Origin of the sequence: Flagellimonas aequoris, assembly GCF_003584165.1 — a bacterium.
GTDB classification, from domain to species: Bacteria; Bacteroidota; Bacteroidia; order Flavobacteriales; family Flavobacteriaceae; genus Flagellimonas; species Flagellimonas aequoris.
In genome coordinates, this window is the sequence record NZ_QXFJ01000009.1 from 255,965 (window position 1) to 280,845 (window position 24,881).

Consider the following 24,881-nt stretch of genomic DNA (forward strand, 5'->3'; position numbering starts at 1 on the left):
CATGGCCCAATCGGTATCGGTAACCGGAAAAATAACGGAAAATGGACAACCTGTGCCTTTTGTGAACATTACGATCAAAAACACCCAACTTGGAACATCCTCGGATGAAAACGGGAATTTTACCTTGACCAATATTCCAACTGGGGAGCACCTGCTTTTCGCTTCGGCATTAGGCTATGTCTCCTTTTCCAAATCCTTAACCATATCAAAGGGACAGTCCTTAACAATCCATATTGAGATGGTTCCTTCGGCTCAAAGTTTAAAAGAGACCGTGGTTACCGGAACCCTTAAACCCGTAAGCCGATTGGAAAGTCCCGTTCCCGTTGAGATCTATTCCCCAACGTTTTTAAAAAAGAACCCAACAGCCAGTATTTTTGATGCCCTTCAAAACGTGAACGGGGTGCGCCCGCAGATCAATTGTAATGTGTGTAATACAGGCGACATCCATATCAACGGATTGGAAGGCCCCTACACTTTGGTGCTTATTGATGGAATGCCTATCGTGAGCGGATTGGGCACCGTGTATGGTTTAACGGGCATCCCCAATTCCTTGATCGAACAAGTGGAAATTGTGAAAGGTCCGGCTTCATCCCTGTATGGTAGTGAAGCTGTGGGTGGGTTGATCAATATCATCACCAAAAACACCTTGAGTGCCCCGGAGTTTTTTGCCGATGGTTTTGTGACCGGATGGGGGGAATACAATCTCGATGTGGGCACTAAATTCAACTTGGAAAAAAAAGCCGATGTGCTTTTTGGGATCAATTACTTCAACTACAACCAGCCTATTGACAACAATGGGGACAATTTTACCGACCTAACCTTACAAGACCGCATTTCCATCTTTCAGAAATGGGATTTTGAACGCAAAGACTCCCGAATATTCTCTTTGGCGGGTAGATTTTTCTATGAAGACCGATGGGGCGGGGAAATGCAATGGACTCCAGATTATCGGGGTGGTGATGAAATTTATGGTGAAAGCATTTATACCCGTCGTTGGGAAGTCTTGGGGAAATACCAATTGCCCTTGGAAGAAAAACTTCTGCTTTCCTTCTCTTACAACGACCATAACCAGAACTCAGTCTATGGCAATACCCAATATTTGGCCGATCAGCGAATCGGATTTGCGCAACTTACCTGGGATAAAACCTTAGGTAGACATGATCTGCTTTTTGGAAGCGCTGTGCGCTATAATTATTACAACGACAACACTCCTGCCACTCCATCAGCGGATAACATTTGGATTCCGAGTTTTTTTGCCCAAGATGAAATTGCCATTGCACCAAAACACTCTTTTTTGGCTGGAATGCGATATGATTATGACAAAAGGCACGGCAATATTTTTACGCCTAGGGTTGCTTACAAGTGGAAGGTATCCACAAACGACATTTTACGATTGAACCTAGGTACCGGGTTTCGGGTAGTGAACCTTTTTACGGAAGATCATGCTGCTCTCACTGGAGCACGGGAGGTAGTCATTGCGGAGGAGCTGAAACCCGAACGATCCGTCAACATAAACCTGAACTACCTGAAAAAAATCTATAGCGACAATGGGACTTTCATTGGCCTCGATGCCTCTGCATTCTACACCCATTTCTCCAATATCATCCTGCCCGATTACGATACCGACCCCAATCTTATCATTTATGATAACCTTGATGGAAAATCGGTTTCACAGGGTATAAGTGCCAATTTGGATGTTGCCTTTGCAGGCGGGCTCAAATTCTTGGTCGGGGCCACTTGGCAAGATGTAAGTAATACTGAAAATGGCATTCGCCAAAAGCAAATCCTAACCGAAAGCATTACGGCTACCTGGAATTTGTCATATACATTTCGAAAACTTCACTTGGCTGTTGACTACACGGGAAACCTCTATGGTCCCATGCGGCTACCGCTTTTGAGCGATTTGGATCCCCGGCGGGAATATTCCCCAACATGGAGCATTCAAAACATTCAATTCACTTACAAAGGGCTCCCCAACTTTGAAGCATATGCAGGCATCAAAAACCTGTTGGACTGGAGCCCAAATCGAGGCAATCCTTTCATCATTGCCCGGGCCAATGACCCATTCGATAAAAACGTCACTTTTGATGCCAATGGGAATGCCGTTGCCACTCCAGACAATCCGTATGCACTGACTTTTGACCCTGGATATGTATACGGCCCCAATCAAGGTATTCGAGGGTTTTTAGGATTGCGGTATACGATTTTATAAGGCTAAATATTAAACTGAAAAACATAAAAATACAGGTCGTCCATCCACAACTTCATCTATAAAATGCTGCTTTATAGGCCTTAAATCAAAAAAAAAACTATTTTTAAGGTAACGGGGTGCACATCCCCATTATTTGCACAATCATGAAACTAAACCAACAACAAAAGAAAGAAGCCCATGATATGATGGAGCTTTGGGAAGATAACGTGCTGGAACGTTACCCCGAAAATCCCACAAAGTCCAAGGAAGAATTCCGGAATTATGATGATCCTGCCAGGGATACGGTGAAGGAATTCTACAAGATGAACCATACCTTTCAGACTTACGATTTTGTATTAGAGAAAGAAAAAGAGTTCCTTTCCCTCAACCGCAGGGAAATGAGCCTTTGGGATGCCGTGGAATATTTGAACACTTTGGTGGACGATTCCGATCCCGATATTGACCTGGACCAGACCCAACACCTTTTACAGACTTCTGAAGCCATTCGCGCCGACGGACACCCTGATTGGTTTGTGCTGACCGGGTTCCTGCACGATTTGGGCAAGGTACTTTGCCTTTTTGGCGAACCGCAATGGGCCGTAGTAGGCGACACATTCCCTGTGGGCTGTAAATTCTCGGATAAAATTGTGTATCCTGAATTCTTCAATGCCAACCCGGATAATACCGATGAACGTTTCAACACCAAACTTGGCGTATACAAGGAAAATTGTGGATTGAAGAATGTTCATATGTCCTGGGGGCATGATGAATACCTCTACCACATCATGAAGGATTATCTGCCCGAAGAAGGTTTGTACATGATCCGCTATCACAGTTTTTATTCCCAACACAGGGAACATGCCTATGATCATTTGATGGATGACCACGATCGGGCCATGTTCAAGTGGGTGGATAAATTCAATCCCTACGATCTATATTCCAAGGCACCCGTAAAACCCAATGTAAAGGAACTACGCCCCTATTATGAGGATTTGGCTTCCAAATATCTGCCCGATACGATTCGGTTTTAGCGGATGGTAGCATTCATTAGTTTTTTTGTGTTCACGGCCTTTGTTGCCGCGTACTCCAGTTGGAAATTACGTAAGGACAACTTCTCCACCAAGGATGGTTATTTTTTGGGTGGGCGAAGTTTGACAGGAATTGTGATTGCCGGTTCCCTGTTGTTGACCAATATTTCCACGGAACATTTGGTGGGTATGAACGGGGATGCCTATAAACACGGTGCCATTATTGTAGCTTGGGAAGTGACCTCGGCGTTGGCCTTGGTTGCCGCAGCTCTATACTTTGCGCCACGATACCTACAAATGGGCCTCACTACCATTCCAGAGTTTCTGGAAAAGCGTTTTGACGGATTGACCAGGACCATGATTGCTTTTTTGCTCATCATTTCCTTTGTATCCACACTTTTGCCTATTGTGTTGTACTCTGGTGCCATCAGTATTGAGCAGATTTTTGATATTTCTGGTTTGTTGGGCATTACCCAGACCGAAGGCCTTTGGTTAACAGTAATTGTTGTGGGATTTATCGGTGCGGTTTATGCCATTTTTGGTGGGTTGAAAATGGTCGCCTACACCGATACCATCAACGGTTTTGGACTGTTGATAGCCGGAATTTCTATTCCATTATTGGCTTTGTGGAACATTGGGGATGGCAACATTCTGGAAGGTCTCCGATTGGTGTTTGAAAAAGCTCCCGAAAAATTCAACGTGGTCAGTGATGAAGTTTCTGTGGGACCAGGCTCCCGTGATGCCATCATGCCCTTTGGTGTGCTGTTTACTGGATTGATCATCAACCAACTGTATTTTTGGACCATGCACCAATCCATCATTCAACGGGTTTTAGGAGCAGTAAGCTTGAAAGAAGCCCAGAAAGGATTGTTGTATGCAGGACTCTTGAAGATATTGATCCCTTTGATCATCGTTCTCCCTGGCATCATTGCCTATTACTATTTCAACGATACATTTTACGATAAAAAGGAACTTGTCTATCCTAGTCTGGTGAAACAAGTGTTACCCTTTTGGATGACCGGTTTTTTTGTTGCCGTTTTGATGGGAGCCATTTTGAGTACCTTCAACAGCGCGTTGAACAGTGCAGCTACCATTTTCAGTTTGGGCATATACAAGCGTTATATCAACAAAAATGCGAACGAAAACCGGTTGGTCAAAATAGGTAAATCCACCTCCGCATTGTTGGCCTTGTTTGCCATTGGGATTGCACCCTTTATTGCACATGCTCCTAGGGGACTCTACCAATTGTTGCAGCAGCTAAACGGAATATTCTTTATCCCCATGGCTACCGTTATCTTAGCTGGATTCTTCCTGCCCAAGGTATCAGCCAAAGCGGCCAAAGTAGGTTTATTGTTCGGTTTGTTCTTTTACATTTTCACCAATTTTATTTGGCAGGTAGATATGCACTACGTCCATATTTGGGGCATTGAATTTGTGCTGAACATTGCCGTTATGCTTTTGGTTTCACATTTCTATCCAAGAACAAATTCGTTTAGCATTACCAACATTGGCGTGGTAGATGTGACCCAATGGAAATATGCCAAAGGATTCAGCATATTTTTGGTAGTGGCCACCTTGGCGGTTTACATTTTACTCGGTCATGTAGGATAGTTGCAAAACCAGATTCCCAACTACGGCTTTCTATGTGTATTTTTACGCCATGACCAAATTCGACTACATCATTGTGGGTGCCGGTGCAGCCGGACTTTTATTGGCCGAGGCCTTGGGAAGTGATGCTTTCTTCGCCAACAAATCCATTTTGGTCTTGGAGAAAGAACCTAAAGACCTGAACGACCGGACTTGGTGTTTTTGGGAAAAAGGAGAAGGTCAGTTCGATTTTTTGATGCACCAATCGTGGGACCAAATTCATGTCGCAGGTAAAGGACTGGAATTACAAACATCCATCGCTCCTTATACCTACAAAATGATCCGTGGGATTGATTTTTACCAACACTTCGTTCCCAAAGTAAAAGCATATCCCAACATTACGTGGAATCAACAAGGTGTAGTGGATATTAAGAAGAAGGAGAGTCAAGTCATCGTCACTACGGAACGTTCCACATATGTTGGTGAATGTGTTTTTTCAAGCCTGTATGATAAGGAGGTGTTAGCCCAACAAAAAAGGTATCCCCTACTGCAGCAACACTTCTTGGGATGGACAATAAAAACCAACCGTTCGGTTTTTAAATTGGACATAGCCACTTTTATGGACTTTTCAATTTCCCAAAAAGGCAATACACGGTTTATGTACGTACTTCCCTTTTCGGAAACCGAAGCATTGGTGGAATACACCTTGTTTTCAGAACATCTTCTGGAAAAAGATGAATACGAAGTGGCCATCAAGAATTATATCGAAGAGCGGTTTCCAAATATCAATTATACCATTCAAGAAAAGGAATTCGGAACCATTCCCATGACCTGTTATCCCTTTTATCATAAAAATACCAATCGGATTTTTCACATTGGCATTGCAGGCGGATGGGCCAAACCCAGTACCGGATTTACCTTTTATCATACTAGTCAGCAGATTGTAAAATTGGTGGAGCATTTGAAAATGGGGAAGCCACTTTCCCAATTCCATCAAAAAAGTAGGTTTGGGTTTTACGATATGCTTTTGTTGGACATTCTGTACAAAAACAACCATTTGGGAGCTTCCATTTTCACCTCCCTTTTCAAAAAAAGAAAACCGTCTTTGATCCTGAAATTTTTGGGCAATGAGACCAATCTATGGGAAGAATTACAAATTGTGACCGCCCCAAAACCCATGCCTTTCATCAAGGCATTGATCAACCGGATTTTTTAAACGGTACGTTGCATCAAACTTTCCCCGAATTGCCTTAATACTTGTTTGCTTGCTTCTGGCAAATTCAGTTCCCTCAACGTTTTGTAGGCTTTTTGCGTGTAAGATTCTATTTCAGATTTGGCATCCTCAACCGCCCCACTTTGCATGAAAATGGACTTTACGGCTTGTACCTTGGTGGTCGGGTCTTCGGGTTTAATAGAATACAAATGCTGCAGGCTTTCTCGATCTTGCTTGTTCGCTTTTTCCAGGGAACGCAAATACAAAAAGGTCTTTTTGTTCTCCATGATGTCCCCTCCAACCTGTTTTCCAAAAGTTTCAGGGTCCCCAAAGGCATCCAGATAATCGTCCTGCAACTGAAAGGCTATCCCAAGGTTTCTGCCAAACTCATAAATGGCCGTGGCTTCCTTTTCCGGGGCCTTGGCAATGATCGCCCCCATTTTCATGGCAGCCGCCACCAATACCGAGGTCTTGTATTCTATCATTTTAAGGTATTCCGGGATGGTGACATCGTCCCTCGTCTCAAAATCCACATCGTATTGTTGGCCCTCGCACACCTCAATAGCCGTTTTGCTAAAAAGTTTGGTCAACTCTTTGAACATATCCGTAGGGTAGCTTTCAAAAAATTGATAGGAAAGGATCAACATGGCGTCCCCGGACAAAATTCCGGTGTTGATGTCCCATTTTTCATGCACAGTGACCTTCCCGCGACGCAAGGGGGCATCATCCATAATATCATCGTGCACCAAAGAAAAATTGTGGAACATTTCAATGGCCAATGCGGCATCCATGGCTTCTTCAACTTTTCCACCAAAAAGTTCCGTGGTCATCAACGTTAAAATGGGCCTGAGTCGCTTTCCTCCCAAACCTAAAATGTAATGTATAGGTTCGTAAAGGTTTTTCGGTTCGGTAACCTGCGACCTTTTTTCTAAATGTGCCAAGAATTGGTCCTTGTACCTATCGATGAATTGGGTTTTTGCCATGACGCCAAAAATACGTGCAAAAAATCAAAAAATGATGGCAAGCTTAATGAATACTTCTCTTTTGGAAGCATCCAAAAATCCAAAACGGCATCCCTTTAAAAATTTTTGCACTAAAAATGCAATAGATTTGAAATCCTTCGTCTCTATAGTTGAAGACAGCAACCAGTCCAATTGATTAATGGCAGCCAAAACAGAAAACCATAATAACCTCACTACTTTTTTCAACGACGAATATGGTTCGTTGAGATCGTATGTGCAATCCAAAATCCGGGACACCTCGGAAAGGGATGCAGAGGATATTGTGCAGGACGTTGCTCTTCGGATATTTTCGCGGCCAGATGATGCCATCCCCATTACCAATGTAGGTGGGTTTGTGTACAACGCCATACGAAACAGGATCATTGATATTATGCGGGGGAAAAAAGAACGAAAGCTCCCCAGCGAGGACATCGATGGACAGTGGCAGGAATTTGCGGAACTGTTCTACGGTGATGCGGACAACAGCTATTCCCCAGAAATGGAAGCAGCCCTAAAAAAAGCGGTCTCTGATCTGAAGCCGGCCTACAGGGACATCATCATAGCTGTGGATTTTGAAGGATATACCTATAAAGAGATATCCGAACGGACCGGGATACCCTCTGGAACACTCATGTCCAGAAGACACCGTGCCATGTCGGAATTGTCAAAAACATTGGAAAACATAAAAGAATTTAATTATGGAACGTAAAAAAGAATTTGAAAGGAGAGTTGAAAAAAATGTGGGGCACTACGTAAAAAAGGTGGTCAAGGTCATAGCCATGATCATACTGGCAGTTGCATTCTTCCTATTGGCCAATTATGTGTTGATGCGTTTGTGGAACTGGTTGATGCCCGATCTCTTCGGATTAACCACCATAACCTACTGGCAGGCCCTTGGAATCTTTGTCATAGCCAAGCTCCTCTTCGGATTTGGTGGCGGCGGCGGAAAAAAAGGAGGAGGCCCAAGCCATAAAAGGAAATTTAATGCATCCAAGCGTTGTGGTTCCATGCGGAGGGATTTTGAAGAGTGGAAACACTATGACCAGTTTTGGAAAGAAGAAGGGGAACAGTCCTTCAAAGCTTATGTAGAAAAAATCAAAAACGAAAATCATGATAAATCAGAACAAGAATAATTCCAAAAACCGGTATTTACTCCGTTTCAGCCCCTTCTTTTGGCGCTTGGGCAGTATTATAGATGGTTCCAAAGATAATGAGCCACATATTCGCCCCCTATTTAGCAATATAGAAGAAACCCACTAGAACAAACCTTTAAGCCCTCGTTAAAAAAATGTAAAACCATGGAAACTTTTTTTGTTTTTAAAGTTTCCATACTTACATTTGCCGCTCATTATGAGGGAGAAGATTATACAAAAAGCAACAGACATGTTCTTAAACCTTGGTTTTAAGAGCATTACCATGGACGATTTGGCCAATGAAATGGGAATATCGAAAAAGACCATTTATTCCCATTTTAAGAACAAGACCGAGTTGGTACAGGAAACCACCATGTCCATGTCGGATTTCATTACCTGCGGCATCGATAACATCATAGCCCTGGAAAAAAACCCGATTGAAGAATTATATGAGATCAAAAAATTCATCATGGTGCATCTGAAGGACGAAAAATCATCCCCATTGTACCAATTGCAGAAATATTATCCAAAGATCCATTCCTCATTGAAGGAAATCCAGTTTGAGTGTACGCACCGTTGTGTGGCTGAAAATGTAAAAAGGGGAATGGAAATGGGAATTTATCGTGACAACCTCAACGTGGAATTCGTATCGCGGATCTATTTCACGGGGGTCATGAGCATTAAAGACAACAATGTTTTTCCAACGGAAATTTTCAGTAGGGCCGAATTATTGGACTATTATCTCGAATACCACCTGAGGGGAATCGTAACACCCAAGGGAAGAAACATACTAAACTCTATCATCAATTCAAATCAAGAATAAATGCGAACAACCCTTATCAGTCTAATGTTACTATTGCCCTGGCTGGCCTCGGCCCAGGATACCATCCCAAATTTCAGTTTGGATGGGGCCATTGCCTACGCTTTGGAGCACAACTATAGCGCCATCAATGCCTCTAGGGACATAGTGGATGCCCAAAAGCAAAAGTGGGAAACCATTGCCACGGGCCTACCACAGATCTCCGGAGCGGTAAGCTATCAGAACCAATTGAAACAGCCCGTATCCCAGATTCCCGCGGAATTCTTCGGGGGTGAGCCTGGCACCTACCAAGAAGTGGTCTTTGGTCAAAAGCAGTCCATGACGGCATCGGCCACCTTGAGACAACAAATCTTCGATGGTTCCTACATTGTGGGGGTACAGGCCACCAAGACCTTTTTGGAGTACAGCCAGAACAACAAGGAGAAAACCGAGTTGGAGGTTAGAAAATCCGTGGTGGAAGCCTATGGCAATGTGCTGTTGGCACAAGAAAGCGTGCAAATTTCCGAAAAGAACAAGGCCACTCTGGAAAAGAATCTTTACGAGACCAAACGTATCTATGAAAATGGCCTGGGAGATGAGGAAAGTGTGGATCAGTTGCAGATAACCCTTTCTTCTGTGGACAACCAGTTGAAGAATGCCAAGCGTTTGGAACTTATCACGCTACAGATGCTCAATTTGGTATTGGGGTTACCTATTGAAACACCCACCGTTTTAACCGAAAACCTGGATGACCTTACCCAACGTCAAATAGACCTAGGTCTTTTGGACAGCGAGTTCACTATTGAAAACAATGTCGATTACAAAATGGCAATCAATTTGAACGAGCAGAGGGCCCTTGAACTGAAATTGGCCAAAAGTTACGCACTGCCCACTTTGAATGCATTTGTCAATTACGGCGGAAACTCTTTCAGCAATGATTTCTCCTTCTTGAACAGCGGGCAAAAATGGTTCGGTTCCTCCATTTTGGGAGTGGACCTGAACATCCCCATTTTCAGCTCATTCAAGAGAAGTGCAAGTACCCAACGCGCCAAAATTGCGCTGGACAAGGCCAAAACGCAGTTTACTGAGGCTCAAGCGCAGATTCGACTTCAATTGGAAAGCGCCAAGAGCGATTATATCCTTGCCATTGAGCAGTACGGCACCTTCAAGAAAAATTTGGAACTGGCCGAACGTATCGAAAAGAAAAACCAAATCAAATACGCCGAGGGTCTGGCCACCAGCTTTGACCTAAGACAGGCACAGACACAGTTGTACACCAGTCAACAGGAATATCTGCAATCCATGGTAGATGTCATCAACAAGAAAACCGAACTGGAAACCATATTAAACAAATGATCACAAGAGAAAACCATTCCATCATGAAAAAGACTATATATATAACACTAACAGCGGCAGTTTTGGCTTCTTGCGGGGGCGGCAGCAACAAATCTTTGGAAAAAGTCCTTGCCAGCAACGACCTTGATGCCATACGTGCCAAGCATGTGGAAATTTCCAAAGAGCACAAGGCCTTGGAAATGCAGCTCAATTCCTTGGATTCCGTAATCGCCCTATTGGACGATTCCGCCAAATTGCCTTTGGTGACCACCATACAGGTACATCCACAAAAGTTCGATCACTATTTGGAGCTTCAGGGAGATGTGATGACCAAACAGAACGTGCTCATCTATCCTGAAATGGCCGGTACCCTTAACCATGTGTATGTAAAAGAGGGACAAAAAGTGGCCAAGGGTCAAATATTGGCCAGCATAGACGATGGTGGCCTGTCCAGCCAATTGGCGCAGCTTAAGACCCAAGCGGAACTGAGCAAGACCACTTTTGAACGTCAAAAAAGACTTTGGGAACAGAACATCGGTTCCGAAATCCAGTACCTACAGGCCAAGACCAATTACGAGGCCCAGCAAAGCGCGGTAAAGCAAATGGAAAGCCAAGTGGCCAAATCGACCATTAGGGCTCCTTTTGCTGGAATCATAGACGATGTGATCAAAGATCAAGGAACCGTGATCGCACCAGGTGCAGGTTCCGAGGTGTTCCGTATCGTGAACCTTTCCAATATGTATGTTGAAGTGGAAGTTCCTGAAAGCCACCTCCCCAATGTAAACCCCGGAAAGGACGTAAAAGTATATTTCCCCGTGTTGGGCGATAGTGTTGCCACCAAAATCAGGGAAACCGGAAACTTCATCAATCCGAGCAACCGATCGTTCACCGCAGAAATTCCAGTACCCAGCCACGATGGTAAGATCAAACCAAACCTAACGGCCAGGGTCATGATCAATGACTATACCAGCGAAAATGCCATTCTTATTCCCCAAAGCATCCTATCGGAAAATGCCGATGGTGAGCAATATGTGTTCTTGGTAGCCGCTGATTCCATCGAAAACGACCCAGTGGCCAAAAAGGTGGTCATCACCACAGGCAAAACGCAAGGGGATTTTGTGGAAGTACTATCAGGGATCAACAGTGGCGACGCCATTATTGATGAAGGTGCCCGAAGCGTGAAAGAGGGACAAAAAGTGAAGATCAAAAACATCCAACAATAGGATCCAACGTCTATCAACCATAGACCAAAGACTTAAAAAAATATGAGCAAACAAAAAAAGCAAGTAGATAAGGAGTTTGGTTTGTCCTCATGGGCCATCGATAACCAAACCACCATGTATGTGTTGATCGTGGTAATCCTTATCCTTGGCGCCATGGCATATTTCAGCATGCCCAGGGAAAGCTTCCCAGAAGTCAAGGAAACCAAAATATACATCAGCTCCATATATCCTGGAAACACCGCCGAAGATATTGAAAAACTGATTACGGACCCGTTGGAGGAAGAACTCAAAACCGTGAGCAACGTGGTGGAGATCACCTCTACCTCCCAAGAAGATTATTCCATGATCATTGTGGAGTTTGATGAGAACATTTCGGTGGAAGGGGCCCTTCAAAAAGTGAAGGACGAAGTGGATTCCAAAACCGCCGGTGAAGACTGGCCTACTTTTAACGATGCGAAAGTAGAACCCAATGTTTTCGACCTAAGCCTTTCCGAAGAAATGCCCATCCTGAACATCAATATTTCTGGGGACTATCCCGTGGACAAACTCAAAGAGTATGGGGAATATCTGGAAGATGAGATCGAAGGATTACAGGAAATCAAACAGGTGGATATTCGGGGCGCCCAGGAAAAGGAAGTGGAAGTAGCCGTGGACATCTATAAAATGATGGCCGCCAAGGTCAGCTTCAACGATGTGATCGGTTCCATCAGCAATGAAAACATGACCATGTCCGCCGGTAACCTTATCGCCAGTGGCCAACGGAGAACCATCAGGATCGTAGGTGAGATCGACAAACCCAAAGATCTGGAAAATTTTGTGGTGAAGTCCGAAAATGGAAATCCCATCTACCTGAAGGATATTGCAAAAGTGACCTTCAAGGAAGAGGACAAGACCACATATGCCAGGGAATTTGGTGAACCTGTGGTAATGCTCGACGTAAAGAAACGTTCAGGTAAGAACATGGTCGCCGCTGTGGAACAGATCAAAGTTATCGTGGATGATGCCATAAAGAACGTGTTCCCACAAGACTTGAAAATTACTATTGCCAATGACCAATCTACCAAAACCATTGGCCAAGTAGATGACTTGGTGAACAACATCATCTTCGGTATCATCTTGGTGGTCGGAGTATTGATGTTCTTTTTAGGGTTCAAGAACGCCTTGTTTGTAGGGTTTGCAATCCCGATGTCCATGTTCATGTCGCTGATGATCCTGAACGCAATGGGTTACACCATGAACACCATGATCTTATTCGGTTTGATCATGGGATTGGGGATGCTGGTGGACAACGGTATTGTGGTAGTAGAGAACGTGTACCGTTTGATGGATGAGGAAGGCATGTCCCGAATCGAGGCTGCCAAAAAAGGTATCGGTGAAATCGCGTTCCCGATCATCATTTCCACCTTGACCACCGTAGCAGCCTTCGTTCCTCTGGGTCTTTGGCCAGGTATCATGGGGCAGTTTATGATGTATTTCCCGATAACCCTGTCCGTTGTATTGGGATCGTCCCTCTTCGTGGCCATCTTCTTCAACTCGGTATTGGTGTCAAGATACATGACCACCGAGGACAAAGAAATGCCGTTGAAACAAATCATTCGTATTACATCCATCGTTGCCGTAATTGGATTGTTGATCATTTTCTTTGGAGGAAGTTACCGTGGTTTAGGAACGGTAATGGTGGTAACCGCCATCATGCTGTGGGTATATCGCTTCTTCTTGAGAGGATGGGCCAATGGATTCCAGAAAAACATCCTCCCCAAGTGGGAAAACCTATACGAAAGAACCTTGCGTTTCGCCTTGGCGGGTAAAAGACCTATTTTAATAGCGATCACTACTTTGGTTTTGCTTTTGATCTCTTTCGTTGGTTTTGGTATTTCCGTGGGAAGCCAAAGGACCAAAGTGGAGTTCTTCCCTGATAACAAGCCTAACCAGATAATCGTGTATATCGAATATCCGGAAGGGACCGATATTGAGAAGACCAATGCAATTACCAAAGACATTGAGAATAAAGTGTATGGCATCATCAATTCGGATGCCTACATGCACGGGGATTACAACTTTATGACCGAAAGTGCGGTTTCGCAGGTGGGTGAAGGTGCCGGAAACCCACAGACCGATGGTGGATCTTCCGCCGAGATGCCCCACCGTGGAAAAATAACCGCTACCATGCGGGAATTCAAATATCGTGAAGGTGCCGACAGTAACGAGTTGCTCAGAAAAGTACAGGAAGCCTTGAAAGATGTTTACCCAGGGGTGGCCATTTCTGTGGAAAAAGATGCGGTGGGTCCTCCAGTAGGTTATCCCATCAACATTGAGCTGGAAGGAGATGACTATACGGAGTTGATCAATACCGCTGAAGAAATGCGGAACTTTATCAATACCAAAAACATTCCCGGTATTGATGAGCTCAAAATCGATGTGAACAAATCCAAGCCTTCCATGTTGGTGGCCGTGGACCGTAAAAAAGCTGGGGAACTAGGGGTTGCTACAGGTCAGGTAGGCCAGCAATTGCGAAGTTCCATCTTTGGGTCCAAGGCAGGTATTTACAAAGAAAATGGAGAGGATTATGACATCTATGTCCGTTTTAACGAGAAAGACCGCTATAACACCAGTGCCCTGTTCAATCAAAGGATAACCTTCAGGGATCCTTCTTCAGGTCAGATCAAGGAAGTTCCTGTTTCCGCAGTGACCAAGCAGGTGAACAGTACCGGGTTCAACGCCATCAAACACCGTGATGTGCGCAGGGTGGTGACCGTGTATTCCGCTTTGGCCCCAGGTTTTACTGATGCTGCTGCCGTTGTTGGCAAAATTCAAGAAGAAATGAACGATTTTGAAAACCTCCCTTCGGGTATCAAAATCGACTATACCGGACAAATTGAAGAACAAAAAGACCAATTTCAGTTTTTGATGGGAGCCTTCTTTACCGGTTTGGGCTTGATCTTCTTCATTTTGATCTTCCAGTTCAACTCCATTTCCAAGCCAGGCATCATCATGCTTGCCATCTTCCTGAGTTTGATCGGGGTATTTGGCGGATTGGTGGCCACGGGAAGTGCGTTCGTGATCATGATGACCATGATGGGAATCATTTCCCTAGCAGGTATTGTGGTGAACAACGGGGTGGTACTGTTGGATTATACCCAACTGTTAATCGATAGAAGAAAGGACAAACTCGATATGGACGAGGACGAACTGTTGGAGATGGAAGATTTCACAGAAATCGTGGTAAGAGGTGGTAAGGCCAGGTTGCGACCTGTACTGTTGACGGCCATCACCACCATTTTGGGATTGATCCCGTTGGCCACAGGGTTCAACATCAACTTCTTCACCTTGATGAGCGACTTTGACCCGAACATCTATTTTGGTGGGGACAACGTAATATTCTGGGGACCCTTGGCATGGACCGTGATCTACGGATTGTTCGTGGCCACGTTCTTGACCTTGGTAGTGGTGCCCATACTATTCAGTTTGGTGTACAAGCTTAAGATCAGGATCAGAAAAAGAAAATTAGCAAGGGAAGAGCGCAAAGCAGTGAATACAGCAACTGCCTAAAACCTTCCAAAAGGTACCCAACAAAAAAAGCCCCGACCTAATAGGTCGGGGCTTTTTCTTAAACACTGATTTAATTACTGGTTCACAGAGACGACTTCGCCTTGGCTCCAGTTTTTAACGTTTGCAATTCGGTTGTCGGTAAAATCCACTTCCTTCAATACATCATTTTCCCAGAAGAACCATTTTCCGGTTTTCTTACCATTCATGTATTGACCTGTAGCTATCTTTTTTCCTTCATTATTGAACATCACCCAATCCCCATGTAGCTTTCCGTTCAACAAAAAGCCAGTTTGGGCGATTTCTCCATTATCGTGAAAATAAGTAGCCTTTACCATTTTACCATCTTTTTCAAAAGTAGGTTTGATATCTTGTGCAGATATACCTACCGTAAACATCACCGCCAAAAGAAATACTGCTTTTTTCATCACGTTATTGGGATTTTAAATGGTTAATACTATTAGACAACGTAACAAATATACATATATTTTACGTTAAATAAATATTTAGGTAACTTTTAATTTACATTGAATTAACATTAAAAATTTAAGTAATTGATTAATAGATATTTATAGCATTCAGTAAACTAGAGCAATCCTCCTTTTGTCGATAATTTTGACACATATTCCAGTCAAAAAGAACTTCAATGTAAATTTATTGTAAATTCTAAGTTATGTAAATAATCCTTGTATGGGACGTTAAAAAATCAATCCGTCAGAAATATTTTTCCCGATAACGAGAAAAAAAGGTTTACTAGCAATAAATAATGCTATTCCTATTAAATTTGCCCTCTCATTACAAACATCATGTACAGAAGCAATACGTGTGGTGCTTTAAGGGCATCTGATATCGGTTCCGAGGTTATTTTAAGTGGATGGGTGCACAAGGTCAGGGATAAAGGCTTTGTAGTGTGGGTAGATCTTCGTGATCGTTACGGCATAACCCAATTGGTTTTGGATGAGGACCGCACCGCGTTGGAGCTTTTGGAAAAGGCCCGTGAGCTGGGTCGTGAAACCGTTATTCAGGCCAAAGGCCAAGTGATAGAAAGGGCATCCAAAAACCCAAATATCCCCACTGGGGACATCGAGGTGTTGGTAAGCGAACTCACCATTCTCAATAAATCCCTTTTACCTCCTTTCACCATTGAGGATGAAACGGATGGCGGAGAGGATATCCGAATGAAATACCGCTATCTGGACATCCGAAGAAACCCGGTAAAAAACAACCTCATCTTCAGACATAAGGTGAGTATGGAGGTTAGAAAATATTTGTCCGACCAGGGCTTTGTGGATGTGGAAACCCCATATCTGATCAAATCCACCCCTGAAGGTGCGAGGGACTTTTTGGTGCCCAGCCGCATGAACGAGGGCCAATTTTATGCCCTGCCCCAATCCCCCCAGACCTTTAAACAGTTGTTGATGGTGGGCGGAATGGACAAGTATTTCCAGATCGTGAAATGCTTTAGGGACGAGGACCTCCGCGCGGACAGGCAACCCGAGTTCACGCAGATAGATTGTGAAATGGCCTTTGTGGAGCAAGAGGATATCCTGAACACTTTTGAAGGACTGACCAAACATTTGTTGAAGGAAATCAAAGGTGTCGAAATCGACAAATTCCCTAGAATGACCTTTGACGATGCCATGAGACTTTATGGCAATGATAAACCGGACATCCGTTTCGGAATGGTATTCGGCGAACTGAATACCGTGGCCCAACACAAGGATTTTGGGGTTTTCAATTCGGCCGAGTTGGTAGTAGGTATTGCCGTGCCAGGCGCAGCGTCCTATACCAGAAAGGAAATTGATGCCCTAATCGATTGGGTAAAACGGCCACAAGTTGGCGCCAAGGGGATGGTTTACGTAAAATACAATGAGGACGGCACCTATAAATCATCCGTGGACAAATTCTACGATGAACAGGATTTAGCTAAATGGGCGGAAGTGACAGGTGCGAAACCTGGAGACCTTATTTGTGTGCTATCCGGTGATGCCAATGCTACCCGTGCACAATTAAGTGCCTTGAGAATGGAACTGGCCAACAAAATGGGTCTACGAAAACCTGACGAATTCGCCCCACTTTGGGTAGTGGATTTCCCCTTGTTGGAACTGGATGATGAAACGGGCACCTACCATGCCATGCACCACCCCTTTACATCGCCAAAACCCGGTCAGTTGGAATTATTGGAAACCAACCCCGGTGCGGTAAAGGCCAATGCCTATGATTTGGTGCTGAATGGAAATGAAATAGGCGGTGGTTCCATCAGGATCCACGACAAGGAGACACAGGCGACCATGTTCAAACATTTGGGCTTTACCCCGGAAGAGGCCAAGGCACAGTTTGGATTTTTGATGGATGCCTTCCAATACGGAGCACCTCCCCATGGAGGTATCGCTTTTGGACTCGACCGATTGGTGGCTATTTTAGGCGGACAGGAAACCATCCGTGATTTTATCGCATTCCCTAAAAACAATAGCGGAAGGGACGTAATGATCGATGCGCCTGCCCATATCGATCAAGAACAACTGGATGAATTGCACTTGAAATTGACACATACCTCATAAACTTCAAATCCCGATTGTTATCGGGATTTTTTTGACCTTTGGATCAATGGGACATAAAAAATCTTGGTTGACAAAATTTTTGGTTTGGCGGGCCAAACACATCTCTCATAGGCAATTTGTGGCCATCTTGAGCATTCTTGTGGGCTTCACTTCCGGAATGGGGGCCGTTATACTAAAAAACCTGACGCATTTCTTCCAACATCTTATGGAAGGTAGATTGGTACAGGAATATCATCATGCCTTTTATTTTGTTTTCCCTATCATAGGCTTGACCTTGGTGTATCTCGTCATCAAATACGTCATCAGGAATAAGGTAAGCCACGGCATCCCTTCCACTTTATATGCCATTTCCAAAAGAAAGGGTATTATGGCCAGATATCAAATGTTCGGTTCGATCCTCACCGCCCCCATCACCGTTGGTTTTGGAGGTTCTGTGGGACTTGAAGGACCAACGGTGGCCACAGGTGCTGCCATCAGTTCCAACATTGCCCGTGCCTTGCACTTGAACCACGCTACACGGATTCTGTTGATTAGCTGTGCTTCTGCCGGTGCATTATCCTCCATTTTCAAGGCACCCATTGCCGCCATCGTATTTGCCATCGAGGTTTTCAGTTTGGATTTGACCCTTGCATCGCTTCTGCCTTTGTTGCTGGCCTCCATATCGGCCATTATCACCTCTTATTTCTTTTTTGGGGATGATGCCTTGTTGCCCTTTAAGATCGTAGATGGTTTTACTATTGCAGATGTACCCTTTTATATGGTATTGGGGCTGTTCGGAGGTATTACTTCCATTTACTTTACCGAGGTGTATACACGGATACAGAACTTTTTTGACAAACTTGGCTCTCCCATTCAAAAATTGATGTTAGGTGGGGTGGTCATCGGGGTATTGGTTTTTTTGGTCCCCCCCCTATATGGTGAAGGTTTCGATACGATGAACAATTTGGTACAGGGCAACACCGATGCTGTTCTTGAGAACAACTTCCTGAATCTTGACCTGAACAACGGCTGGGTGGTCATTTTGCTTTTGGCAGGACTTGTGGCCTTTAAGATCGTGGCCAGTGCCCTCACCTTTGGTGCAGGGGGTGTTGGCGGTATTTTTGCCCCTACCCTTTTTATGGGAAGTCTTATGGGTAATTGTGTGGCCAAGTTCATCAACCATTTGGGAATTTTCAAAAACATGGTCTCGGAAAGTAATTTTACCTTGGTGGGCATGACTGGGCTTATGGCCGGTGTATTGCATGCCCCGCTAACGGCCATCTTCCTTATTGCAGAGGTAACCGGAGGATATGAGCTCTTCATTCCGTTGATGGTCACTGCCGCCATTTCCTATGCGCTGGCACGCTATGTACACCCACACTCCGTTTATGCCATGGAATTGGCGCGTAAGGGCGAACTCATTACCCACAATAAAGACCATGCGGTGCTGATGTTCATGGAAATGGACAAGGTGATAGAAAAGAATTTTTTGCCCGTTTACCCTAAAATGAATCTGGGTGACATCGTCCACAAAGTGGTCACCCAATCCACACGAAATATTTTTCCTGTGGTCCATGAAAAGAAAGGCACTTTGTTGGGTATCATCCTGATGGATGACATCAGACCCATCATGTTCGACCAGACCATGTACGATAAAGTGTTGGCCACCGATGTGATGCAGACACCACCGAGCATCATCGACCTGGATACGGATAAAATGGCCGATGTAATGAAGAAGTTTCAGGATAGTGGTGCATGGAACCTACCCGTGGTAAAAGATGGAAAATATGAAGGGTTTATTTCCAAATCAAAATTGCTTACCGCCTACCGTAGGGAACTCATCAACTATACGCAATGAAAATCATCTTCAGATATATCGTTCTACTCTTGGTCATAGCGGCATTGACCAGCATTATCTATGGCTTGAACATTGAGGAGAAAGACCCCGTAACGGCCCAGAAATTTATTGGCGGGGGTACTGCAGGCCTGTTTTTAGTGGCCATGCCCCTTTTTTTATTTACAGAAAGTAGGGGCAAAAACATGAAAGATTACATGCTCACCAATGAAAATATTAAGAAAATGCAAAATAATGAACGTAAAAACACTGATACTCAATAATTTTCAAAAGATTTAATCTTCAATTCATCCAACGGGCCATAAAAAATCCTACATTCGTGTTTTAACATTTTATTTTTTTTTAATGACTGGTACAGTAAAATTTTTCAATGACTCCAAAGGTTACGGTTTCATTACCAACGACGAAACAGGAAAAGACATTTTCGTTCATGTTACGGCATTGAACGGAGTGGAACTGAACGAAGGTGACAAAGTAGAATACTCTGAAGAAGAAGGAAGAAAAGGTGTGGTTGCCGCAAAAGTGAAGGTAATCGGATAACAATATTTTATTTTGATTTGTTTTAGGACCCTGGCGCTGCCAGGGTTTTTTATTTAGTTGAGGTTCCTTCTTTGGATAAAGAACCTTTTTAACAATTCGGATGCCTCGTTTTCCAATATTCCGCTAATTACTTCGGTCTTGGGATGAAGATGTCCCCCCACCACATTAAAACCACGCTCCAGATCGGCGGCCCCATATACCACTTTCGAAATTTGGCTCCAATACAAGGCTCCTGCACACATCTGGCAGGGTTCCAATGTAACATAGAGGGTACAGCCATGAAGATATTTTCCTCCCAAAAAATTGGAAGCCGCCGTAATGGCCTGCATTTCAGCATGGGCCGTAACATCTTTTAAACGTTCCGTAAGGTTGTGTGCCCTTCCAATGATCCTATTGTTCACTACCACCACGGCACCCACAGGAACCTCCCCATTTTCGAATGCAATTTCGGCCTCTTGCAAGGCCTTTTTCATAAAATAGGTGTCATCGAACGGATTTTCCACGATAATTTTTAAAATTTTGAAGACATGGCTAAGCTACGCATAAAAAAATTTTGGAGAGAATCGGTACTTTTGTTTTTTGTCCATTGGAAACATTGCTATCACATATCAATTCCCCCGCCGACCTCAAAAAATTAACCTTGGATGAGCTGCCCCGACTTGCCCAGGAACTTCGGGAATTTATCATCGACATTGTTTCCACAAAAGAAGGTCATCTAGGGGCCAGTTTAGGAGTTGTGGAATTGACCATTGCCCTGCACTATGTGTTCGACACCCCAAACGATAAACTCATCTGGGATGTGGGCCATCAGGCATACGGTCATAAGATCTTGACGGGTAGAAAGGAAATATTCGACACCAATCGACAGTTAGGGGGCATCAGCGGTTTTCCGAAACGCAGCGAAAGTGTTTATGATGATTTTGGAACAGGGCACAGCTCAACCGCCATATCCGCTATTTTGGGTATGGCAATGGCTTCTAAATTGAAAGGTAATACCGACAGGCAACATGTAGCCGTGGTAGGCGATGCCTCCATTGCCAGCGGCATGGCCTTTGAAGGATTGAACCATTTGGGGGTCACCGATGTGAATGCCCTCATCATTTTGAACGACAATGCCATCGGCATCGACCCTAGTGTCGGAGCACTGAAAAAATACCTCACCAATGTAAAAGCTGGGACCGCCAAGGACGAGAACATCTTCGAATGCCTCAACCTCAACTACTCAGGACCCATGGACGGGCATGACGTAAAAACGCTTGTTGGTGAACTTGAACGGTTAAAAAAAGTATCAGGCCCTAAATTGTTGCATATTATCACCACCAAGGGCAAAGGCCTCAAAAAAGCAGAGGAGGAGCAGGTGGTATACCATGCTCCGGGAAAATTTGACAAACGTACCGGGGAACGGGTAAAAAAATCCAACGGTGCTGAACCTCCCAAATACCAAGATGTTTTCGGACATACCTTGGTAGAACTGGCGGAAAAGAACAACAAGATTGTGGGCATTACCCCAGCCATGCCAACAGGAAGTTCGTTAAAGTTCATGATGGATAAAATGCCGGATAGGGCATTCGACGTTGGCATAGCCGAACAACATGCCGTTACCTTGGCAGCAGGGATGGCAACCCAAGGATTGATCCCTTTTTGCAACATTTATTCCACTTTTTTGCAACGGGCCTATGATCAGGTCATCCATGATGTCGCACTTCAAAAACTCCCTGTGATCTTTTGTTTGGACCGTGCCGGACTGGTAGGCCAGGATGGCCCCACGCATCACGGTGTCTTTGATATCGCATACCTAAGATGCATTCCCAATATGATGGTCTTTGCCCCCATGAACGAAATGGAACTGAGAAATATCATGTACACCGCCCAGTTGGGGCTTGATGGCCCCATTGCCATCCGCTATCCAAGGGGTCGTGGGGTAAACCTTGATTGGCGAAATAAGTTCGAAAGGATTGAAATCGGAACCGCCAGATGTTTAAAAGAAGGTTCCAAGTTAGCCATCCTTTCCATTGGCCATTTGGGAAATGAAGTGGAAGGTTTAATCGGTGCTTTGGACAAGCCTGAAGAAGTGGGCCATTTTGATATGAGGTTCGTAAAACCATTGGACAAAAGCACACTACGTACTATTTTTGAAAAATATGAGCAGATAATCACCTTGGAAGATGGATGCAAAATGGGAGGGTTTGGATCTGCGGTACTTGAATTTGCAAATGAAGAAGGGTTTTCCAAACCTGTTAAAATTTTTGGCGTTCCCGATCGGTTTGTTGAACATGGAACAATACCCGAGACCCAAAAACTGGCTGGTATGGATTTTGATGCCCTGTTTTCTTACATACAATCAACCTTAGACCAATGCGGATAACTTGTTTTCTGATTCTCTTTCTTACCGTTTCCTTTTCTGCAAGTGCACAAATAACCCGACTGAAAGTATTTGAACCGGACAGTGTAAATGCCGGTTTCAAGATTGTCCGCATCAAGGACGTAAAATTGAAATACCTGCCCAGGAGTGCCAAACTCACGGATCCGAGGGCCGTTCTGAACCGGGTAAAACCGCTACGCAAATGGTACAAGCGTTTTGAACCCACTTCTTTTTGGAAAAAAGTCAACCAGTTTGGCCTCAACATCAACGAGGTTTCCTTTGTAAACTGGAATGCAGGGGGTGATAATTCGGTTTCCGCATTGGCAAGTTTCAACTTTGCCCGTAACTACAAGTTCCGGTATCTCAACTGGAACAACGAAGCGCAGCTACGGTACGGGCTCAATGCCCAAGAAGGGAGAAAACTCAGAAAAACGGACGACCAGATTAGGCTTTCTTCCACCATCAGTTTTAGGAAAGACACCATCACCAGTTGGTACTATTCCGTAAAGGCCAATTTCAATACCCAGTTTTCCAACGGTTTTAAATATCCGGATCGGGACAATCCCATCTCACGGTTCATGTCTCCGGGGTATCTCTATGTAGGTATGGGTACTTCGTACATCCCGGCAAACGACAAGTTCAACCTGTACATTTCGCCGGCCACCATGAAATCTACCTTTGTTATGGATGAAGCGCTATCCAATCAAGGTGCTTTTGGTGTGGACAAAGGAAAAAATGTGTTTTTGGAACTCGGTTTCCTCATCACGAACACTTGGGAAAAAGAGGTAATGAAAAATGTGTTGATGAACCATCGGATAAACCTATATACCGATTACGTGCGAAGTTTCGGGAACATCGACGTGGATTGGGAAGTGAACTTTAACCTGAAGGTCAACGACCACATCAATGCCAGTATTGGGACCCATCTCATTTTTGACGACGACATCAAGTTTGATGAAGTGGTCGATGATGAGGGCAATGTAATAGACCCAGGTATCTCCAGAATTCAGTTCAAACAATTATTGGGACTCGGGATTATTTACAATTTTTAGACCTTTCTTCCAGTAAGTTTATCATGGATGTGCACTGCGGCACTGTCCGAAAGACTGGCCACAAAACAACTGGTGTCCAACAGGATTTTATAAATCGATGTTTCGGTATCCCGATAGATTTCCGGCAGGCTTTTGATCAGTAATTTGTCATAATTGGTAGCGTGCCCTTGTTTGGCATTGATGAGAGCTGAAGTATATATTCCCAGAAGATCGGAAATGATTCTGTAGCCCGCCAGTTCCTTGTCTACCACTTCGCTTGATTGATAGATTTTGTCCACGCTCAACTTGATGATGTCCTCAACCTGGGCCTGGTATTTTCCTTTGTCCAACAAAGCGGCATCAAATCCCCCTTGCATGATCTTGTCCTCGTTTTGCACAAACACATCGACCGCATCCTGGATCAACGTATTGATGGCCAAAGCCCTTAAGTAACTCAATCGATCACTCGAATTGGTCATGGCATTGTACTTTTTGGTGTTGATGTTCGCCTTCACCAAATTGATCAAGTACTCCAAGGCATATTCTTCGGGAACCAAACCTAAATTGATACCATCCTCAAAATCGATAATGGTATAGCAGATGTCATCCGCAGCTTCTACCAAGTACGTCAACGGATGCCTGAAAAACCCTGTTCCAGGGTTGTTCGGATTGGAAAGCAACCCTATTTCGTTGGCTACTTCCATGAAAAAATCCTTTTCGGATTGGAAGTATCCGAACTTTTTATCGGCAATATGTTTGGACGGTTTTTTGGGCAATGAAGCTTTGGGATATTTCATGAACGCTCCCAAAGTGGCATAACTCAACCTGAGGCCGCCCGGAACACCTCCCCTAGATTCCGTCAACAACTTAAAGCCATTGGCATTGCCTTCAAAATCGATAAGGTCTTGGTACTCTTCCGTTGATAGGACTTCCCTGTACTTAGCTCCTGCTCCATGCTTGAAAAAATTCCCGATTGCCTTTTCCCCGCTATGTCCAAAAGGCGGGTTGCCAATATCGTGTGCCAGGGCCGCAGCGGCCACAATGGCCCCAAAATCATTGAAATGGTACCCATGTACTTCAACCAGCGAAGGATATTTGGTCAAAATCTGTTGTCCGGCAATCCTACCCAAGCTCCGGCCAACCACGGAAACCTCCAAACTATGGGTGAGGCGTGTGTGCACAAAATCTTTGTTGGACCCCACACTTATGGGCATGGGGATTACCTGGGTCTTGTCTTGCAGGCTACGGAATGCCGATGAGAAAATGATACGATCATAGTCCACTTCAAAGCCCAAACGGGTCTCGTTCTGTTCTTTTCGCAATCGTTTTGCAGTATCTCCGTGGCGTTTTAAAGAAAGTAACCGTTCCCAGTTCATGGTGCGTTCATTTGTGGCGAAGATATATTAAAAGAAGAACCTATGCTTTCCGCATGGAAAATATTGATATTTTTAAAGGAGTATTTGGTAACATTTTGTTAACCTGATTGCGGATTTATAA

Annotated in this window: 20 protein-coding genes; 16 read left to right on the forward strand and 4 right to left on the reverse strand. The window is 44.3% G+C overall.

The features are described from left to right. The first annotated feature begins 1 nt into the window (after position 1). From D2U88_RS03880 to D2U88_RS03895, 4 genes are all read left to right on the forward strand, one after another. Positions 2–2,212, forward strand: coding sequence for a TonB-dependent receptor (locus D2U88_RS03880; RefSeq protein WP_119638981.1), 2,211 nt, complete (start codon positions 2–4; stop codon positions 2,210–2,212). A gap of 143 nt (positions 2,213–2,355) precedes the next feature. Continuing rightward, the gene (locus tag D2U88_RS03885) at positions 2,356–3,222 is read left to right on the forward strand and encodes an inositol oxygenase family protein (protein ID WP_182859094.1); all 867 of its coding nucleotides are present in this window, start codon (positions 2,356–2,358) and stop codon (positions 3,220–3,222) included. Positions 3,223–3,225: 3 nt separating this feature from the next. Further along, on the forward strand, positions 3,226–4,830 hold the full coding sequence (locus tag D2U88_RS03890; RefSeq protein ID WP_119638982.1) for a solute:sodium symporter family transporter: 1,605 nt from the start codon (positions 3,226–3,228) through the stop codon (positions 4,828–4,830). Positions 4,831–4,879: 49 nt separating this feature from the next. Further along, positions 4,880–6,022, forward strand: coding sequence for a lycopene cyclase family protein (locus D2U88_RS03895; RefSeq protein WP_119638983.1), 1,143 nt, complete (start codon positions 4,880–4,882; stop codon positions 6,020–6,022). Here D2U88_RS03895 and D2U88_RS03900 read toward each other — a convergent pair. After that, a complete protein-coding gene (locus D2U88_RS03900) occupies positions 6,019–7,002 on the reverse strand; it encodes a polyprenyl synthetase family protein (protein ID WP_119638984.1) in 984 nt (327 codons plus the stop codon). The two genes, D2U88_RS03895 and D2U88_RS03900, sit on opposite strands and share 4 nt — an antisense overlap. Positions 7,003–7,180: 178 nt before the next feature. On the opposite strand from D2U88_RS03900, the gene D2U88_RS03905 reads away from it, so the two are divergent. From D2U88_RS03905 to D2U88_RS03930, 6 genes are all read left to right on the forward strand, one after another. Next, complete coding sequence (locus tag D2U88_RS03905) at positions 7,181–7,729, forward strand: RNA polymerase sigma factor (protein ID WP_119638985.1); 549 nt, start codon at positions 7,181–7,183, stop codon at positions 7,727–7,729. Continuing rightward, positions 7,719–8,153 (forward strand): hypothetical protein, encoded by a 435-nt coding sequence (locus D2U88_RS03910; RefSeq protein ID WP_119638986.1) that lies wholly within the window; start codon positions 7,719–7,721, stop codon positions 8,151–8,153. The genes D2U88_RS03905 and D2U88_RS03910 overlap by 11 nt, the downstream gene beginning before the upstream one ends. A 217-nt stretch (positions 8,154–8,370) precedes the next feature. Beyond that, positions 8,371–8,976 carry a TetR/AcrR family transcriptional regulator gene (locus D2U88_RS03915; RefSeq protein WP_119638987.1) on the forward strand — a complete coding sequence of 202 codons (606 nt, stop codon included), beginning with the start codon at positions 8,371–8,373 and terminating at the stop codon, positions 8,974–8,976. Continuing rightward, positions 8,977–10,308 carry a TolC family protein gene (locus tag D2U88_RS03920; protein ID WP_119638988.1) on the forward strand — a complete coding sequence of 444 codons (1,332 nt, stop codon included), beginning with the start codon at positions 8,977–8,979 and terminating at the stop codon, positions 10,306–10,308. Between the two features lie 23 nt (positions 10,309–10,331). After that, positions 10,332–11,510, forward strand: a complete 1,179-nt coding sequence (locus tag D2U88_RS03925) for an efflux RND transporter periplasmic adaptor subunit (protein WP_119639029.1) — start codon at positions 10,332–10,334, stop codon at positions 11,508–11,510. A gap of 42 nt (positions 11,511–11,552) precedes the next feature. Then, positions 11,553–15,059: an efflux RND transporter permease subunit gene (locus D2U88_RS03930; protein WP_119638989.1), complete on the forward strand. Its 3,507-nt coding sequence runs from the start codon at positions 11,553–11,555 to the stop codon at positions 15,057–15,059. 74 nt (positions 15,060–15,133) lie between these two features. Here D2U88_RS03930 and D2U88_RS03935 read toward each other — a convergent pair whose 3' ends face one another. Next, a complete protein-coding gene (locus D2U88_RS03935) occupies positions 15,134–15,484 on the reverse strand; it encodes a toxin-antitoxin system YwqK family antitoxin (protein WP_119638990.1) in 351 nt (116 codons plus the stop codon). Between the two features lie 378 nt (positions 15,485–15,862). Between D2U88_RS03935 and aspS the strand changes: the two genes are divergently transcribed. The 4 genes from aspS (at position 15,863) to D2U88_RS03955 (ending at position 19,991) form a co-directional block, all read left to right on the forward strand. After that, positions 15,863–17,617: an aspartate--tRNA ligase gene (gene aspS / locus D2U88_RS03940; protein WP_119638991.1), complete on the forward strand. Its 1,755-nt coding sequence runs from the start codon at positions 15,863–15,865 to the stop codon at positions 17,615–17,617. Between the two features lie 46 nt (positions 17,618–17,663). After that, entirely contained in the window at positions 17,664–19,454 is a 1,791-nt protein-coding gene (locus D2U88_RS03945; RefSeq protein ID WP_119638992.1) for a chloride channel protein, read from the forward strand. Continuing rightward, positions 19,451–19,714 (forward strand): hypothetical protein, encoded by a 264-nt coding sequence (locus D2U88_RS03950; protein ID WP_119638993.1) that lies wholly within the window; start codon positions 19,451–19,453, stop codon positions 19,712–19,714. The genes D2U88_RS03945 and D2U88_RS03950 overlap by 4 nt, the downstream gene beginning before the upstream one ends. A gap of 82 nt (positions 19,715–19,796) precedes the next feature. After that, positions 19,797–19,991, forward strand: a complete 195-nt coding sequence (locus tag D2U88_RS03955; protein ID WP_119638994.1) for a cold-shock protein — start codon at positions 19,797–19,799, stop codon at positions 19,989–19,991. A gap of 53 nt (positions 19,992–20,044) precedes the next feature. Here D2U88_RS03955 and D2U88_RS03960 read toward each other — a convergent pair whose 3' ends face one another. Then, entirely contained in the window at positions 20,045–20,494 is a 450-nt protein-coding gene (locus tag D2U88_RS03960) for a nucleoside deaminase (RefSeq protein WP_119638995.1), read from the reverse strand. Between the two features lie 50 nt (positions 20,495–20,544). Between D2U88_RS03960 and dxs the strand changes: the two genes are divergently transcribed. Together dxs and D2U88_RS03970 are read left to right on the forward strand one after the other, a co-directional pair. Continuing rightward, positions 20,545–22,356, forward strand: a complete 1,812-nt coding sequence (dxs, locus tag D2U88_RS03965; RefSeq protein WP_119638996.1) for a 1-deoxy-D-xylulose-5-phosphate synthase — start codon at positions 20,545–20,547, stop codon at positions 22,354–22,356. Further along, positions 22,347–23,405: a DUF3078 domain-containing protein gene (locus D2U88_RS03970; protein WP_119638997.1), complete on the forward strand. Its 1,059-nt coding sequence runs from the start codon at positions 22,347–22,349 to the stop codon at positions 23,403–23,405. The genes dxs and D2U88_RS03970 overlap by 10 nt, the downstream gene beginning before the upstream one ends. Here D2U88_RS03970 and dgt read toward each other — a convergent pair. Beyond that, positions 23,402–24,760: a dGTP triphosphohydrolase gene (gene dgt, locus D2U88_RS03975; protein WP_119638998.1), complete on the reverse strand. Its 1,359-nt coding sequence runs from the start codon at positions 24,758–24,760 to the stop codon at positions 23,402–23,404. The two genes, D2U88_RS03970 and dgt, sit on opposite strands and share 4 nt — an antisense overlap. Positions 24,761–24,881: the final 121 nt, after the last annotated feature.